At 68.4% G+C, this 16,159-nt stretch carries 19 protein-coding genes; 4 read left to right on the top strand and 15 right to left on the bottom strand.

Annotated features, from left to right (window positions below; translation table 11 throughout):
- Window positions 1-109: 109 nt before the first annotated feature.
- From KF871_RS00470 to KF871_RS00425, 11 genes are all read right to left on the bottom strand, one after another.
- Complete coding sequence (locus KF871_RS00470) at window positions 110-382, bottom strand: hypothetical protein (protein WP_291136680.1); 273 nt, start codon at window positions 380-382, stop codon at window positions 110-112.
- Window positions 383-550: 168 nt separating this feature from the next.
- Complete coding sequence (locus KF871_RS00465; RefSeq protein WP_291136677.1) at window positions 551-1,000, bottom strand: hypothetical protein; 450 nt, start codon at window positions 998-1,000, stop codon at window positions 551-553.
- Window positions 997-1,218 carry a hypothetical protein gene (locus tag KF871_RS00460; protein ID WP_291136674.1) on the bottom strand — a complete coding sequence of 74 codons (222 nt, stop codon included), beginning with the start codon at window positions 1,216-1,218 and terminating at the stop codon, window positions 997-999. The genes KF871_RS00465 and KF871_RS00460 overlap by 4 nt, the downstream gene beginning before the upstream one ends.
- A gap of 248 nt (window positions 1,219-1,466) precedes the next feature.
- A complete protein-coding gene (locus KF871_RS18725; RefSeq protein WP_367171968.1) occupies window positions 1,467-1,688 on the bottom strand; it encodes a YHYH domain-containing protein in 222 nt (73 codons plus the stop codon).
- A 130-nt stretch (window positions 1,689-1,818) separates the two neighbouring features.
- On the bottom strand, window positions 1,819-2,712 hold the full coding sequence (locus KF871_RS00455; RefSeq protein ID WP_291136671.1) for an EamA family transporter: 894 nt from the start codon (window positions 2,710-2,712) through the stop codon (window positions 1,819-1,821).
- On the bottom strand, window positions 2,709-3,386 hold the full coding sequence (locus KF871_RS00450; RefSeq protein ID WP_291136668.1) for a DsbA family protein: 678 nt from the start codon (window positions 3,384-3,386) through the stop codon (window positions 2,709-2,711). Before KF871_RS00450 ends, KF871_RS00455 begins: the two co-directional genes overlap by 4 nt.
- Window positions 3,386-4,042 (bottom strand): NAD(P)H:quinone oxidoreductase, encoded by a 657-nt coding sequence (gene wrbA, locus KF871_RS00445; protein ID WP_291136665.1) that lies wholly within the window; start codon window positions 4,040-4,042, stop codon window positions 3,386-3,388. Before wrbA ends, KF871_RS00450 begins: the two co-directional genes overlap by 1 nt.
- Window positions 4,043-4,144: 102 nt before the next feature.
- On the bottom strand, window positions 4,145-5,047 hold the full coding sequence (locus KF871_RS00440) for a LysR family transcriptional regulator (protein ID WP_291136662.1): 903 nt from the start codon (window positions 5,045-5,047) through the stop codon (window positions 4,145-4,147).
- Window positions 5,048-5,133: 86 nt separating this feature from the next.
- Window positions 5,134-5,967 carry a hypothetical protein gene (locus tag KF871_RS00435; protein ID WP_291136659.1) on the bottom strand — a complete coding sequence of 278 codons (834 nt, stop codon included), beginning with the start codon at window positions 5,965-5,967 and terminating at the stop codon, window positions 5,134-5,136.
- Window positions 5,968-6,020: 53 nt separating this feature from the next.
- Complete coding sequence (locus KF871_RS00430; RefSeq protein WP_291136656.1) at window positions 6,021-6,686, bottom strand: lysoplasmalogenase; 666 nt, start codon at window positions 6,684-6,686, stop codon at window positions 6,021-6,023.
- Between the two features lie 92 nt (window positions 6,687-6,778).
- Window positions 6,779-7,555, bottom strand: a complete 777-nt coding sequence (locus tag KF871_RS00425) for a hypothetical protein (RefSeq protein WP_291136653.1) — start codon at window positions 7,553-7,555, stop codon at window positions 6,779-6,781.
- A gap of 158 nt (window positions 7,556-7,713) precedes the next feature.
- Between KF871_RS00425 and KF871_RS00420 the strand changes: the two genes are divergently transcribed.
- The 3 genes from KF871_RS00420 to KF871_RS00410 all read left to right on the top strand — a co-directional run bounded on the left by KF871_RS00420 (window position 7,714) and on the right by KF871_RS00410 (window position 10,093).
- Complete coding sequence (locus KF871_RS00420) at window positions 7,714-8,295, top strand: cold shock domain-containing protein (RefSeq protein WP_291136651.1); 582 nt, start codon at window positions 7,714-7,716, stop codon at window positions 8,293-8,295.
- 74 nt (window positions 8,296-8,369) lie between these two features.
- Window positions 8,370-8,843 (top strand): CreA family protein, encoded by a 474-nt coding sequence (locus KF871_RS00415; RefSeq protein WP_291136647.1) that lies wholly within the window; start codon window positions 8,370-8,372, stop codon window positions 8,841-8,843.
- Window positions 8,844-8,929: 86 nt separating this feature from the next.
- The gene (locus KF871_RS00410) at window positions 8,930-10,093 is read left to right on the top strand and encodes an acyltransferase family protein (protein ID WP_291136645.1); all 1,164 of its coding nucleotides are present in this window, start codon (window positions 8,930-8,932) and stop codon (window positions 10,091-10,093) included.
- A gap of 18 nt (window positions 10,094-10,111) precedes the next feature.
- Here KF871_RS00410 and KF871_RS00405 read toward each other — a convergent pair whose 3' ends face one another.
- The 4 genes from KF871_RS00405 to KF871_RS00390 are packed head-to-tail and all read right to left on the bottom strand — an operon-like array spanning window position 10,112 to window position 14,991.
- A complete protein-coding gene (locus KF871_RS00405; protein WP_291136642.1) occupies window positions 10,112-11,689 on the bottom strand; it encodes a DHA2 family efflux MFS transporter permease subunit in 1,578 nt (525 codons plus the stop codon).
- Window positions 11,690-11,691: 2 nt separating this feature from the next.
- Entirely contained in the window at window positions 11,692-12,930 is a 1,239-nt protein-coding gene (locus tag KF871_RS00400) for an efflux RND transporter periplasmic adaptor subunit (protein ID WP_291136639.1), read from the bottom strand.
- 37 nt (window positions 12,931-12,967) lie between these two features.
- Complete coding sequence (locus KF871_RS00395) at window positions 12,968-14,455, bottom strand: efflux transporter outer membrane subunit (RefSeq protein WP_291136636.1); 1,488 nt, start codon at window positions 14,453-14,455, stop codon at window positions 12,968-12,970.
- Window positions 14,452-14,991, bottom strand: coding sequence for a MarR family winged helix-turn-helix transcriptional regulator (locus KF871_RS00390; RefSeq protein ID WP_291136633.1), 540 nt, complete (start codon window positions 14,989-14,991; stop codon window positions 14,452-14,454). Before KF871_RS00390 ends, KF871_RS00395 begins: the two co-directional genes overlap by 4 nt.
- 119 nt (window positions 14,992-15,110) lie before the next feature.
- Here KF871_RS00390 and KF871_RS00385 point away from each other — a divergent pair, with 119 nt between their 5' ends.
- Entirely contained in the window at window positions 15,111-16,151 is a 1,041-nt protein-coding gene (locus tag KF871_RS00385) for a dienelactone hydrolase (protein WP_291136630.1), read from the top strand.
- Window positions 16,152-16,159: the final 8 nt, after the last annotated feature.

Below are 16,159 nucleotides of genomic sequence, written 5' to 3'. Positions count from 1 at the left end.
AGTGATTTCGGTCCAAGCAGGTAGGTCTGACCCGACCATCGCCAAGCTCAGATCGCCAGCGGCTGACTGACGACTGCTTCGGGCCCGAAGCGGGCATCGGGTTGAGCAACTAAGCAGTCCTGGGTACCTGCTTAAGCCAGGCTTCCAATTTCTCGAGTACTACCGTGAGATCAGGCAGGAGGAAGCCGTCTTCATCAGTCCATGCGGCAATGTCGAGGTCCAGCGCGATGCACTCCATCTCCTTAATCAAGGCGTATGGCATAGCTTCAAGTGCGCGTCCATTTCCCCTCAGCGTCTCCGCCAGCTCTCTCGCTGCTAGCTTCTGGGCGCGGCATTGTGACGCGGCAAACTCGATACGGGCGACGAGAAACTCGTTTGACATTGGAGTGGGTCGAGCACCAGCAGCTGTGCGCTCCTGGCCGAAAGCGTCATGCTAGCTGAGGCTGGACCGGGCCCGAAGCGGAAGTAGCCGAGCCTGCGACTAGCAGACGGTCAAGGCGCAGGCGCGACGGGTACAGAAACGATAGCTCTTGAACCTGCAACTCGCCTGTCAATCACATCGAACGACGCCGAATTTCATGAACGGATCGTTGTTGCTGTAGGCGTAGCGGTACTCCACAACACCGCCCATCCGAACGAACTGGTAGGTTTCGGAGCCTGGTCGGCACAAGCTTGGCTTCACTGATTGCGAGTAGCGATCTTGGAACTGATCAAGGGTGACTCCGCTCTGCATGAAGTACTTCTTTGCGGCTTCAGCATCGAAGGAAAACCTTCCGGACACCACGAGGACATGTTTCTCAGCGACCGCCATTTCAAGTGAGGCCTGGGGGCTCGCTTTCATAGGCAGCTGCTTCTGAATCGCGACGGCAAGCTTTTGAGCAGTGCGACAGGCCTCCTGCAGCGCGGGCGCACACGGCCCCTCTTGAGCCATGCCCAAAGCTGGGAAGAAGAGACCGATGAGAGCGAAGCGATACCGACGAGATTTTTTCTTTTGATTCACGATGCATTTTTCCTGCTGCCGTTTTCACTCCGGTCTGCACGTCTCTTGCTCCAAGCCCATAGCCGCCAAAGGATGTACCAAAGGATCAAACCACCGATGAGGTCGAAAACCAGGTTGCTGGGCTCGGCTCCAGTTGGCGAGGATATTCCCATCAGCACGCCAGTTATCGATCCGAACAAAAGGAACTTCCATCGATGCTTCGTGTATTGATCGTTCATATCGCCGCCTTCTCGATGTTTCGCATTCTTCGTCCTGACCAACTGGCTATTAGGCTGGTATGCAACGCTGATCCTTGCGTCATGGCGTTACATGGCGAACGTCTGCTGCTGGCCGATTGCGGCAGTCTAGCCTTGACCGAGGCACCGGCAAGCAGTCGATCTAGTCGCCAGGTGGACGAACGACACAACGTGGCGCAGGGCGCACATTCAGGGTCGCAGATCGACCAGCAGCAACCGCTGCAAACCCGTCACCCACACCCCGCCGGCTGACAAGCGCACCCACACCCCCGCCCCTGGTGGCAATGGCATTCCCCCGTCTTGCGGTTGAAGTGGCAGCCGCAGGCGTTGAGTCCACCGCCGTGGGCAATGAGGGTGGGTGCGGTGCAGGCGGGCACTTCCCAGGGCGTTGACGCGGATGCGCCGCCCAGGGTGACGAACACCAGCAGTGCGGTCAGGGCTCGGGTTCGCATGCGCGCATCTTGGGTGGTTGCGGTGGCGCGTTGCATCGGGGGAACCCGGGGTGTGGGCGGCCTTGATCAACGGCGCCGCCCCTCTCCTCCCCGTTTCGCCCCGATCCGCGTTGCTCAATCACTGCACGATCTAAGCGCCACGTGCACCGGTGAGGCGGTGCAGGGTCGGGCCCGTCGGCCGCGCCGCCACGCTTTGCCCCCAGGCCACCGACCCCAGCACCACCAGCACCCCCACCTGTTGAACGGGCGACAAGGTCTGCCCCAGCGCCAGCCACCCAATGCCCACCGCGGTGACGGGGCTCAGCAGCGCCAGCAGTGACACGGTGGCGGGCCCGAGGCGCGCCAGGCCGCGGAACCACAGAAAGTAGGTCAGCGCGGCGCCCACCAGGCCCAGGTAGACCAGGCCGCCGACATGCGCGGCCTGCAGGGGCGGCAGTGGCGGCTCCGACAGCAGCGCCATTGGCAGCAGCAGCAGGCCGCCCGCGGTCAGTTGCCAGGCGGTGAAGGTCAGTGGGGCCACCCCGGCCTGCCACTTGCGGCTCAGCACCGTGCCGGCCGCCATGGCCGCCGCGCTGCCAATGCCGGCGAGCAGCCCCAGGGGGTCGAGCCGGGCGGTGGGGCCCAGCACCAGCAAGGCCACGCCCAGTGCCCCGGCGATGGCCGCCGCCACGGATGCAGCGCGCACGGGGGTGCCCAGCAGGCCGCGCGCCAGAAAGATGACGAGCAGCGCCTGTGCCGAGCCGAGCGTGGCCGCCACACCGCCCGGCAGGCGTTGGGCGGCCACGAACAGCAGCGTCCAGAACACGGCGAAGTTGAGCGCGCCCAGGGCGAGCACCTGCACCAGGCGTTCGCGTGCGGGCAGTTGCCGCACGATCAGCAGCAGCAACAAGCCCGCAGGCAGCGCGCGCAGAAGGGCCAGCGTCATCGGGTGCCTATGTGGCAACCACTCGGTGGCCACAAAGTAGGTGCTGCCCCACACGGCGGGCGCCAGCGCGGTCAGCAACAGGTCGGTGGTCCGCTTCATGGCTGTGCCTCCGCTGCTTTCGCCTCAGCGACCTGTGCCTGCAACTGCTGGCGCAGGTGGGCCAGGGGGCCGTTGTGCAGGCGCGCACCCGTCTCGCGCACGATCACGGTCGGCACCGACCGGATGCCCAGACCCTGTGCCAGGGCGCGGTCGGCTTGCACGGCGCGCAGCGTTTGGTCGCTGCGCATGGTTTGCGCGAAGTCGGCACGATCGAAGCCGGCCGCGGCGGCCACGTCCAGCAGCACCTCGGGGTCGGCCACGTTGCGGGCCTGCGAAAGATGCGCGGTCTGCAGTGCGTCGAACAAACGCCAATGGCCAAGTTGCCCGCCCGCTTGCCCGCCCAGTTGCTGGGCCGCCTGGCAGGCCAGCGCGGCGGGCAGGCCGTGGGGGTAGTTGAAGGGGGCCGCCCGCATCGCCTCGATGTTGAAACCTTGCGGCGTGTCGCTGGCCGCGGCGCAGGCCGCCCAGTGCGAGAGGATGGTGTCTCTGGCCATGGCGTGCGAACCGCACGCGTCGACCATGCGTTCGGGGCTGTCTTGCAGCACGAAGGTGTGGTGGCGCACGTCGAGGCCGAATTCATCGGCCAGCTGACGCAAACGCGGCGACAGGTTGAAGCACCAGCCGCAGACCACGTCGTGAAAGAAGTCCAGCGTGAGGGGGGGCATGTGGGTCATCACACCAGCTCCGCTTGCTGTGACTCTTGCGGCGCTTCATTCGGCGTTTCATGCGGCGCTGCAACCAGCGCGGCCGCCACCCGCGCCACGTGCTCACCCTGAAACCGCGCACCGGCCAGGTCGTTGGCCGTGGGGCGGCGCGAACCGTCCGCACCGGCAATGGTGCCGGCGCCATAGGGCGAGCCGCCCGCGATCTCGTCGTGGCGCGTCTGGCCGCTGAAGGTGTAGGGCATGCCCACGATCACCATGCCGAAGTGCAGCAGCGGGATGTGGGTGGACAACACCGTCATCTCATGGCCACCATGCTGGCTGCCGGTGGAGGTGAACACCGCGCCCACCTTGCCCGCCAGTGCGTTGCGCGCCCACAGCCCGCCGGCCTGGTCGATGAACTGCTTGACCGCGCCGGCCATGGTGCCGAAGTGGGTGGGCGTGCCCAGGATGATGGCGTCGTATTGCGGCAGGTCCTGCACCGCCATTTCTGCCGTGTCGTCGGGCACAAAGCCGGCGCGCTCGCGCACCGACAGGGGCACCGTCTCGGGCACGCGGCGAACATCAACCTGCACGCCGGGCACGCGGCTGGCGCCGTCGGCTACGGCCTGGGCCATCGTGCGCACATGGCCGTAGCTGGAGTAATAAAGAACAAGAACGCGGGTCATGGGGGCCTTTCGTTGAAGTCTTGCGACAGGAAGGCCACCGAGAATGCCGACGCAGGCCGCCGGGAAACAGACGCCCGGCGTGCAGTCAGTCTTTACGCGCGCTCAAGAATCGCCGTGGTCGCCCGCCAGCGTGGTCTGCAAGTGGTCGATGAAGGCCAGCGTCTTCGCGTCGGTGCCGCGGCGCGAGGCGGTGACCGCATACACATGGCGGCTCGGCAGCGGGTGGTCGGCCAGCACCCGCACCAGGCGTCCATCGCGTTCGGCGGGGTCCGAGAGAAACGCCGGCAGTGCGCCAATGCCGTGGCCGGCGATCAACAGGTCGCGCAGCACCAGGCTGCTGCCCACCTGCAGCCGCGCGTGGTGCGGCGCGGTCACCGTTTCCTGCGGGCTCTGCAATGCCCAGGCCGTGGTGTCGTCCGCGTGCAGATAGCCCACGGCGCGATGGGCCGCGAGATCCGCCGGGGTGTGTGGTGTGCCGTGTTGCGCCAGGTAGGCCGGTGCCGCGAACAGGGCCTGCCCCAACGAGGCAATGTGGCGGGCAACCAGCCCCGAGTCGGGCAGAGCGGACCGGATGCGGATGCTCAGGTCGTAGCCGCCCTCGATCATGTCGACCACCCGGTCGTCAAAGCTCAGCGTGAGTTCGACCTCGGGGTGCTTGTCGATGAACGCCGGCAGCAGCGGGGCCAGCACCGTCACGCCAAACGAATGCGGCGCATTGATGGTCAGCCGCCCACGCACCTGGCCCGCGGCCATGCGCACGGCGTCTTCAGAGCGCTCGACGTCGGCGAGGATGCGCCGCGCTTCCTCGTAGTACACACGACCCTGCGTGGTCAGGGACATGCTGCGTGTGGTGCGGGCCAGCAGCATGCAACCGAGCGCGTCTTCGAACTGCTTCAGGTCACGGCTCAACAGGCCGGGCGACACCTGCAGGTCTTCCGCGGCCTTGGCAAAGCTGCCGCGTTCCACGATCCGGCAGTACGCCCGCATGAATGCCAGTTTGTCCATCGGGGGGTCTCTCCTCGAATGCTTGGTGTGCCCGCCGGCACGTTGCCACGCAGGCGTTGTGCGTGTGTGGCCGTGAGAGCGAGCGGCTATTTCTTCTCGCCAGCGCCCAGTCGATCCTCGCACCAACGCAACGCATCCGGCCCGCTGATGGGTGTCGGCAATGGGCAGCTGCCTGTTTCGATCAACTGGCCGTCGCGCAAGGCCATGGCGCGCACGCTGGCGCGGCGCGCATCGGGCACCAGCAGCACGTTGCGTTCGCCAATGCGGGCCACACCCGACAGGCCCAGTTCCGGCGAGCCATAGACGTGGTTGGAGAAGCCGGGCAGCGAGGCAATCTCGACCAGCTGCGCGCCGTTCCGCCGGTACACCCGCAGCACGCCGCCGATGTGGGGTGTGGTGACGGCGGCGATCTCAGCCTGGCCGTCGCCATCGAGGTCGGCCACGCCCACCGGGTTGAGCCAGCGGTTGGGCGTGCCGATGGGCGCAGACGCCGCGAGCAGCTTGAGCTCAACTGGGCGCGCATCAGGGGTGCCTGTGTCGTTCAGCCCGATCACGGCCAGCGACGAGCCCTTGCCTTGCGTGCTGACGATGGTGAGCAGCACCGTTGCCGTGCCAGCGCTCAATTGCACGAGGCGCGGCGCGAGGTCTTCAAACACGGCCTCGGGTGGCAGCGTCAGCGACAGTTCGCGACCGGTGTTGGTGCGGGCCACCAGGCTGGCGTACTCGTGGGGCGGTCCGAGCGCGAAGTGACCGTAGCGGGGGGTGGGTTCGGCATAGCGCGCGCCGACGATCTGCTCGGCCAGTGCGGTGCCCGCGCCGCAAGCTGTCATCACCATCAGCCAAAGGGCGCGCGCGGCGCGGCGCAGCGGTGCGGGTCGTTTCGATGGCGATGGCGATGGCGATGGCGATGGCGTCGGCATGGGGTGCGTGGGTGTTGGGACCCGCGCATCATCGGCGACGCGGGCCTGCGCGACTACCCCATGCCAACCACCGACCAGGCCAGCAGCAGTTGCGCGGCAAAGTAGGTCGGCCAGCCCCAGAGGTGGTTGGCGTGTGTGCGTTCGACGAAGCGGTCGCGCGCCACCGCCACGTCGGAGACGGCAAACAGCAGCGCGCCCAGCAGCACCACACCTCGGCCGGTGGCGACCGTGTGGCCTGCCGCGGCAACGCACATCAGCAGGATCACCGCCACATAGGCACGCACCGGCCAGGTGAGGGCGCGCGGCAGGTGCGGCCGCACCCAGCGCAAAAACCCCGCACCGGCTGCCACCGACAGCAAGCTCGCCACCGCCAGGGCCGTCTCGTCCAGCGGGCCACTGGCAAAAGCGGCGGCATAGAGCCCGTGCGCGATGAGGAAGGCCACCAGGCCGGCCAGAAACACCGGCTTGCGCCGCGACAGCAGCAAGGCATCACCCACCCAGCCCAGGGCCAGCGCCGCCAGCACCAGCCGGCCGTAGGGCGAGTGCGCTGCGCCCAGTACAACGGCCACCGCCACGAAGGCGCTGCTGGCGCCCAGCTTGGCCACGCCGCGCGCAGCAGGCGCAAAGGCCCATGTGCTGCGGTCGAAGGCGATCTGGGCGACGACGCAGGCCAGACAGATCAAGGTGAGCGCCAGGGGCGCGAAAGGTGGGAGCGGCATGGACAGACGAAGCGGGCGGTCGGCCCTGCCGAGGGTAGCCGCATCGGGCGGGCCCGAGCACCGTCCTGGCACGCCCGCCGTCCCGGGGTGCGTCAGGCCTTGGCCGTGGCCGTGGCCGCCGCGTTGCCTTCGCGCGGGGCGAACAACAGGCCCCGGTTCTTGCCGATGGCCAGGTCCAGCTTCTCCTGCAGCTCCTTGTGGTTGGAGAAGAGGTTGACGTTCATGTGCACGTCGAAGTGGATGCGGGTCTTCTGCCCCGGCGTGACCACGCTCTCTTTGCTGGCGAAGTAGACGATGGGCTTGCCCAGCGCCTCGGCGTAACCCGCCTCGAAGTAGCACGACGGGCGCTCGTCGGTGAGATCGGCGACCACGAACTGCGCGCGGGCGATCTCGGTCTTGATGCGCCGCACCAGATCGTCCAGCGGTACTTCCTTGTCGATGCGGATGGCGACGCATTGGTGCTTGCCGAGGGTGTTCTCCAGCGCCACGAAGCGGCGGTTGAACTCGTCGTGGATGCGCTGCTCGTTCATGGTGCCGTAGCGCTCGCCCTGAATGGGCATGACCACGAACACGCGGTGTTGCACCTTGGGTGCGCGCTTGGCGGCGCGTGCGAGCACCGCCTTGGCCACGTTGTTCTTCTTGGCGACGAACTCTTCGAACCTGGCCTGGCGATGGTTCCACTGCTCCTTGGTCTTGTAGATGCGCAGGTCGACCACCTGGTGCGGTGTGGTCTTGCCGGCCCGGCGGTACTTGACGATACCGTCGTTGAGAAAGGGCAGGATGACCTGGGCGTGTGCCTCCTCTTCGGAGAGGTTGCACATGTAGCGCTGGCGCGCGCCGGGCAGAACGAGGACGGTGTGGAAGTACATGCGGGTGGTGATGGCGCGTTGACGCAGGAATGAAAGCCGCCGACGATCCGGCGGCGCGCAGTCTGTCGCCCCACGCGGCGACATCGGGCCTGGCGCACTCAAGAAAACATGACGCTTGACCGGCGGTTGGCCGCGGGCGGCGCACGCAGGGGGTTCTCATGCCGCAATCCGGCACCTTGAAGGTCTGGCACGACGACCGTGGGTTCGGTTTCATCCGGCCGGGCGACGGCTCGCCTGATGTGTTCGTGCACGTGCGCGCCATGCCGCGCGAGGGCCCTCGCCCGCTGGTGGGCGAGGCGCTGCTGTTCGAGATCGAGTCCGGCAAGGACGGCCGCCCGCGCGCTGTGCGGGTGCGTCGACCGGGGCAGGCCACGCCCGACGCTGAGCCCCGAGCGCGGCGCTCTCCGCCGCGCCCGCTGCGCCGTGTGCCACCACGCCAATCCTGGCTCTCCCGCTGGATGGGCTGGGTGGTGTTGCTGCTCGCCGTGGCGTTCGGGCTGGCGCAGGTTCGGGCCTGGCAACAGGCGCAGGCATTGCGGGCTGCGCCGCTGCCCACATCGGACAGCGTTCAAACCTCGCCCGTGCCCACCGAACGGTTTCAGTGCGACGGACGCACGCAATGCAACCAGATGACGTCGTGCGCCGAGGCGACCTACTTTCTGCGGCGCTGTCCCGGAGCGCAGATGGACGGCGATGGCGACGGGGTGCCGTGCGAGCAGCAGTGGTGCGGCGGTGGTTGATTGACCGATGTCATGCCCGCGTTGATCGCAGCGCGTATGGTGTGGCGCTGCATTCCTTCACGAGACCCTTGACCATGCCCACCATCCGCTTGCTTCCCGTCGCGCTGTCCCTGTTGCTGGCCGGCCACCTGCACGCCGAAGAGATCGGCGAGGTCAGCACCGTGTTCAAGCTCATCGGCCCCAACCACAAGATCGTGGTCGAGGCTTACGACGACCCGGGGGTGAGCGGCGTCACCTGCTTCCTGTCGCGTGCGCGCACCGGCGGCATCTCGGGTGCGCTGGGGCTGGCCGAGGACAAGGCCGAAGCCTCGATTGCCTGCCGCCAGGTCGGGCCGATCGGGTTTGCGAAGCCCATCAAGGCGCAGGAGGAGATCTTCAGCGAGCGCATCAGCCTGGTGTTCAAGCGGCTGCGCATCGTGCGCATGGTCGACACCCAGCGCCACGCGCTGGTCTACCTCACCTACTCGGACCGGCTGATCGAAGGCTCGCCGCAGAACGCGGTGACCGCCGTCGCGGTGGACCGCGCCACCGCCATTCCCTTGCGCTGACGCACCATCGCCCCGGCCCGCGCCCGCCCGCCCGTGCCTGCCCGGGGCTGGCGCCACGGCGCCGGCGCTGCTAAGGTGCCGCGCTCATGGGGCAACAACCGACATCCGCCGACGGTGGCGTGCGCCTGCATGCCATGGACAACCTGCGCGCGGTAATGATGTGGCTGGGCATCGTGCTGCATGTGGCCGCGCTCTACGCTACGCAACCCATGCCGAACGCCTGGCACGACGACCGAAGCACGGTCACGGCCGACCTGGTCGTCGGCGCCATCCATGCGTTCCGGATGCCGGCGTTCTTCATCGTGGGCGGCTTCTTCGCGGCGCTGCTGGCGCGCTCGCGGGGGCCGGCCGGGCTGACCCGCCATCGCCTGCTGCGCCTGGGCCTGCCTTTCGTGGTGTTCTGGCCGGTGCTCTGGCCTCTGTCCGGTTGGGCATCGGTGTTGTTTCTCAACCGCATGCAGACGGACGCCTGGGTGCTCGACGCGTCGATGGCCGGCACGCGCTCATTGCTCGCGATGCCGAGCACGGTGCATTTGTGGTTTCTCTGGATGCTGCTGTGGCTGTGCCTGCTCACGGCGGCCGTGTGGCGCGTGCCTCGGCGATGGGTGAGCCCGTTTGCTGATCTGCTGACCTGGCTGGCGCGTCAGCCGTGGGGGTTTCTGGTGCTTGCACTGCCTTTGCTGCTCGCCAGTGCAGGCTACCCGCGCGCCATGCTGCAGCCTTCCAATGCCTTTTTGCCGCCTTGGAACGAGTGGCTCTTTTACGGTTGCTTCTTCGTGTTCGGGCTCGTGCTTCATGGGCAGCAGACGCACTTCTTTGCGCTGTTCCATCGCCGATGGGTGCACTTTGCTGTGGGAGGGCTGGGGTGCCTCATCGCCACGATTGCCGTGACATCCAGCGGTGGCGCACCGCTGTTGGCCTCGTACCTCTACACCTGCATCGCCTGGCTGTGGAGTTTTGCGGCCATGGGCGTGGCGCTGCGATTCGGCGCTGTGCGACGCCCGGTGTTGGGCTACCTGGCCGACAGCGCCTACTGGGTCTACCTGGTGCACTACCCGGTCACGATCCTGCTGGGTGCGTGGCTGTACCACATGCCCCTGCCGCCCCTGCTCAAGATCGCCAGCAACATTGCGCTCACCACGGTGGTTTGCCTTGGCAGTTACGCACTGTTCGTGCGGCATGGCTGGGTCGGGCAAATGCTCAATGGCAAGCGCCACCCCAGGCCTGCGCCCACGCTGATGGCTCCCTGAGTCGGACTGGCCCTGCGCTCAGTGCGCGCCTGCCGCCGCCTCGGCCGCGGCCGCCGACGTGGGGCCGGTGCGTTTGGGCACACGCGTGAGCCACACCAGCGGAATCAGCGCGATGAACAGCACCGACGACAGCCAGAAGATGTCGTTGACCGCGAGCGTGAACGCCTGCTGCTGCAGCATGCGGTCGATTGCGCCCAGCGCCTGCTGTTGACTCATGCCGCCTTGCACCATGGCGTTGATCGTGGCTTGCGCCGCCGGGCTGCCGGCGTTCACGGCCTCGGCCAGGTGGGCGTGGTGCATGGTGGCGCGGTTCTCCCAGACGGTGGTGGCCACCGAGGTGCCCACCGCACCGAACGAGATGCGCATGAAGTTGGACAGGCCGGCCGCGGCGGGGATGCGGTCGGGCGTGAGGCCCGAGAGCGTGATGGTGTTGAGCGGCACGAAGAAGAAGGCCACCGCCACGCCCTGGATGATGGTCGGGATGAGGATGGTGGTGAAGTCCGCCTGCGTCGAGAAGTGCGAGCGCATCAGCATCACCACCGCGAACACGCCGAACGAGAAGGTCACGTAGCGCCGCGCGTCAACGTTGGCGATGGTGCGGCCCACGTAGGGAGAGAGCACGATGGCCAGCAGCCCCACGGGCGCCGTCACCATGCCGGCGTCGGTGGCGGTGTAGCCCATGAACTGCTGCAGCCACAGCGGCAGCAGCACCACGTTGCCGAAGAACAGGCCGTAGGCCACCGACACCGCCAGCGTGCCGGCCCAGAAGTTGCGCCCTTTGAACAGCCGAAGGTCCACCACCGGGTGATCGTCGGTCAGCTCCCAGGCGATGAAGAAGGCGAAGCCGATCACCGCGGTCAGGGCCAGGCCCACGATCAGTGGCGACTCGAACCAGCCGTACTCCTTGCCAAGGTCGAGCATCACCTGCAGCGCCGCGATCCAGATGATGAGCAGCGCCAGACCGATGCGATCGATCGGCAGCTTGCGCACCACGCTTTCGCGTCGGTGGTAGATGCGCCAGATGAAGAAGGCCGCCAGCAGGCCCACCGGAACGTTGATGTAGAAGATCCACGGCCACGAGATGTTGTCGGTGATCCAGCCGCCCAGCAGCGGGCCCATCACCGGCGCCACCAGCGTGGTCATGGCCCAGGCGGCCATGGCGCGCCCGGCCTGCTCGCGCGGATAGCTCTGCAGCAGCAGGGCCTGCGACAGCGGAATCATTGGCCCGGCCACAAAGCCCTGCAGCACCCGAAAGCCGATCAGCGTGGGCATGTTGGGCGCCAGGCCGCACAGCAGCGAGGCCAGCACGAACAGCAGCACGCTGGTGACGAACAGGCGCACCTGCCCCAGGCGTTGCGTGAGCCAGCCGGTGAGCGGCACCGCGATGGCGTTGGCCACCGCGAAGCTGGTGATGACCCAGGTGCCCTGGTTGGGGCTGACGCCCAGGTCGCCCGCGATGGCGGGCAGCGAGACGTTGGCAATGGACGTGTCGAGCACGTTCATGAACGTCGCGGCGGAGATGGCCAGCGTGCCCCACAGGCGCGCCGAGCCTTCAATGGGAGCGTGCACGCCGGCCGGCGTGTTGGCTTGCGACATGGTCAGTTGGGCTTGCGGGCGACGTGGGCCAGCACCGGGCGGCCCAGGTTGGCTTCGATGATGCGATCGACGACGGCCTCGGCGTCCGAGCCCGCGGTGTCGAAGGCGTCGGTGCTGGCGGCTACCGAGGCGGGTGCGTCGGCAAGCGACTTGCCGTCCTGGTGGCTCACGTCGACGATGGCTTCCATCGACAGGCCCACGCGCAGCGGGTGCGCTTCCAGCTGGCCGGGGTCGAGCGCGATGCGCACGGGCACGCGTTGCACCACCTTGATCCAGTTGCCGGTGGCGTTTTGCGCCGGCAGCAACGCAAATGACGCGCCCGTGCCCACGCCCATGCCCACCACCTGGCCGGTGTAGCGCACTTTCTTGCCGTAGGCGTCGGCCGTGAGTTCGGCGGGCTGGCCCAGACGGATGTTGCGCAACTGGACTTCCTTGAAGTTTGCGTCCACCCACACCTGTTGCAGCGGCACGATGGCCATCAGCGGCGTGCCCGCGGCCACGCGCTGGCCCAGCTGCACCGTGCGCTTGGCCACGTGGCCGTCGACGGGGGCGGGCAGCGTCAGGCGCTGGGTGGCCAGCCAGGCCTCGCGCACCTTGGCGGCGGCGGTCAGCACCAGCGGGTGGTCTTCCACCGAGGTGCCTTCGGTCATGGCGCGGTTGCTGGCGGCCTGCTCGCGGGCGGCGGCCAGTGCCGCGTCCGCGGCGCTCAGCACACTGCGCGCGGCGGTGGCCTGTGCCTCGGCGTGCTGCAGCTCCTCTTTGGACACGGCGCCGCCCGAGAGGGACTGGCGGCGCGCCAGGTCGTCGCTGGTGCGGGCCACTTCGTTGCGGGCCTTGGTCACGTCGGCCTGGCGGGCGGCGATCTGGGCGTTGAAGGTGCCGTTGTCGGCGTAGAGCTTGCGCACCTGGCGCACGGTCTGCGCGAGCTGGGCCTTGGCCTGCTCGAGCGCGAGCTGCGCGTCGGCCGGGTCGAGCCTGACCAGCGGCTGGCCGGCTTTCACGAAGTCGGTCTCGTCGGCCAGGATGGCCTGCACCGTGCCGCCGATCTGCGGCGTGATCTGCACGATGTTGCCCTGCACGTAGGCGTTGTCGGTGCTTTCGTAGTGGCTGGCAACGAACCATTCGTAGGCGCCCGCGGCGACAGCGCCGATCACCACCACGCTGGCGATGGTGAGCAGGGCCTTTTTGCGGCGGGGGTTGCCGGCGGGGGCGTTGGGGGTGGCTTGTTCGGTGGAGCTCATGGTGCGTCTTTCGGGGTATTCGATACAGGGGCGCGGTTCAGGGGCGTGCGCTGGGCGCGTGGGTGTTCGGGCTGCTCAGCGCGACCTTCGCTTCTGGCTGCCAGCCGCCGCCCAGGGCCTGCGCCAGGTTGACCTGGGTCAGCAGGGCGCGGGTGCGCAGGTCCACGTCGAGGCGACGCTGCGCGAGCACGGCCGATTCGGCCGACAGCAATTGCAGGTGGCTGGACAGGCCGGCGCGGTAGCGCTGCTCGGCGATGTCGTAGGCGGCTTCGGCCGAGCGCAGGCTGTCTTGCTGTTGCGTGCGCTGCAGGGCCACCGAACGCGACGAGGTGAGCTGGTCGGCCACCTCGTGCACGGCTTCGATCACCGCCGCGTTGTAGCTGTCGATGGCGGCGTCGAGGTCGGCGTTCCTGCCGCGCAGGTTGGCGCGCAGGCGGCCGCCGTCGAAGATCGGCAGGCGCACCGCCGGGCCCACGCCCCATTGGCGTGCACCGCTGGTGAACAGCTCGTCGAGCCCTATGCTGGACAGGCCGACGTAGGCCACGAGGTTGATGTTGGGATAGAACTGCGCGCGCGCATTGGCCACGTCGCCCTGCGCGGCCTCGACGCGCCAGCGCGCGGCGGCAATGTCGGCGCGGCGCCCGAGCAGATCGACGGGGATGGCCTCGGCCGCGCGCAGCGGCTGCAGCGTTGCCAGTTGCGGGGCTTGCGTCAGCGGGTCCTTGGCGGGCTGGCCGATCAGTGCGGCCATGGCGTTGCGCGCCAGCTGCAGCTGCTCGTTGACCGCTTCGATCTGCTGGCGCGCATCGGGCACGGCGCCTTCGCTCTGGCGCAGTTCGAGGTTGCCGTCGAGACCGGCGCGCACGCGCTGCTGCACCAGGTCAAGCATGGCTTCTCGCTGCGTCAATGCACGCCGGGCCAGGGCGGCCTGCTCGTTCAGGCGTGCAATCTGCAGGTAGGTGCGCACCACGTTGGTCGACAACAGGGTGCGCGCTGCCGCGACCTCGGCCTGCGCGGCTTGCGCGGTGCCCAGGGCGGCGTCGAGGGCCGCGCGGTGGCGGCCGAAGAAATCGATCTCCCACGAGCCGTTGAGCTGCAGCGTGGCGGTGTCCTGCACGCTGCCGGCCAGCGGGGCGGGGATCATGCCCTTGGCGGTGAAGCGCTGGTGCGTGGCGTCGAAGGCGCCATTGAGCTGCGGGCCGCTGCTGCTGTCCACGCCATCCACCGCGGCCATGGCCTTGGCCACGCGGGCCTGGGCGATGCGCAGGTTGGGGTTGCCGGCCAGCGCTTGCTCAACCAGGCGGTCGAGCTGTTGATCGCCCAGCGCGTGCCACCAGTTCGGGGCCAGCGGCGCCACCTCGGCAGCGCGTTGGGCGGGGTCGGCGGCGTTCAGGCCGAGCGAGGGGGCATCGCGCAGCTGCGCGGTGGACGGGGCGACGCCTTGCATGCTGGCGCAGCCGGCGAGCAGCATTGCAGCGGCCAGCGGTGCGAGCAGACCGCGACGGGGGGTGGGTGATGGGCTCATGCGCCCTCCTTCAAATCTTGGGGAATGGCCTGCGCTGCGTCCTGCAGGGCCTGGCCGTTGTCCAGCATGCGCTCCAGCAAGGCCTTCAAGGTGTCGACCTCGTCTTGCGTGAAGCCGCGCAGCAGTTCGTTCTGGACCTGGCACAGCACGGCGGGAATCTGCTCGGCCGTGGCGGCGCCTTCGGGGGTGAGTTCGAGGTTCACGACGCGGCGGTCCTCGGCCGAGCGGTTGCGCTGCACAAAGCCCTTCTCGGCCAGCCGGTCGAGCAGGCGGGTCGTGGCGCCGGCGTCGATGCGGCACTCACGCGCCACTTCGCTGGAGGTCGAGGCCTGAGCGCGGTGCAGCTTGAACAGCGGCAGCCACTGGGCGTCGGTCAGGCCCAGCGGGGCCATGCCGCGCTCGACCTCGGTGGACATCAGCACGAGCAGGCTGCGCACCAGGCGCCCGATCGAGTTCTCGGGGCGATAGTCATCGGGTCGGTAGAAACTGGGCGGCGGTCCGGCGCGGTCCGGGGTCGCAGAGGGGGGGGATTTCATGGGTGCTAATTTAACTGCCTAGGCAACTATTGACCAGGCATTAAATCACGCGAGCCCCTTCCGACCCACACATCGGCCCACAATGACGGCCTTCCCAGCAGGGTCTTGCGGAGGTTGCGATGGCTTGGATTTGGCGAATCACGGTGGCGCTGGCGGCCTGGGCGATCTCGCTCGGCGCACAGGCCGCGATGGGCATGGCCGAACTGCCGGCCGATGCGACCTCCGGCCCGGTCGTGGTGTTCTACCCGGCGGCGGCCACCGAGGCCACGATCGAGCGCGGCAGCTTTCGCTTCGAGGCGGCGATGGACGCCGCGCCGGCACCGGGCGTGGGCCGCCTGGTGGTGATCTCGCACGGCTCGCCGGCCTCGCCCTGGGTGCACACCGGCCTGGCCCGGGCACTGGTGGCGGCGGGGTTCGTGGTCGCCGTGCCCGAGCACCTGCGCGACAACGCCAACGACAGCAGCGACCCCGGGCCGCCGAGCTGGCGTCGCCGACCCGCCGAGGTCTCGGCCGCCATCGACCGGTTGCAGGCCGAGCCCCGCTTCCGGGGCCGTTTCGACGTCAACCGCGTGGGCATGTTCGGCATGTCGGCGGGCGGTCACACCGCGCTCACGCTGGCCGGCGGCCGCTGGTCACCTGCGCGGCTGAAAGAACACTGCCTGCAGCACCTGCAGGCCGACTACCACGCCTGCGCGGGCCCGGCCACGTCGCTGAGCGGCGGCAGTTTCGACGGCATCAAGATGTGGGTGGTGCAAACCGTCAACCGCTTCAAGCTCGACGACACGAGCTGGTACCAGCACGAAGACAAGCGCATCACCGCGGTGGTGGCCGGCGTGCCCTTCGCGGTGGATTTCGACCCCGCCTCGCTGGCGCAGCCGCGCACCGCGCTGGGCATCATCACCGCCGGGCGCGACCGCTGGCTGGTGCCGCGCTACCACGGCGATGCCGTGCTGGCGGCCTGCGCGCCGCGCTGCGAGCTGCTGCTGGATCTGCCCAAGGGTGGGCATGGCGCGCTGCTGGACCCCTTGCCCCCGCTGCCCTCGGACGAACTCAAGGCCCTCATCGGCGACCCGCCCGGCTTTGACCGGCCGCGCGCCGTGGCCGAGGTTCGGCAGAAGGTGGTGGCGTTCATGCGCCGCCACCTCGGCGTGGCGCCCTGATCCGCCCG

It is taken from the genome of Hydrogenophaga sp. (assembly GCF_019635465.1).
Lineage (GTDB): Bacteria > Pseudomonadota > Gammaproteobacteria > Burkholderiales > Burkholderiaceae_C > Hydrogenophaga.
This window is presented reverse-complemented; position numbering and strand designations above follow the sequence as displayed.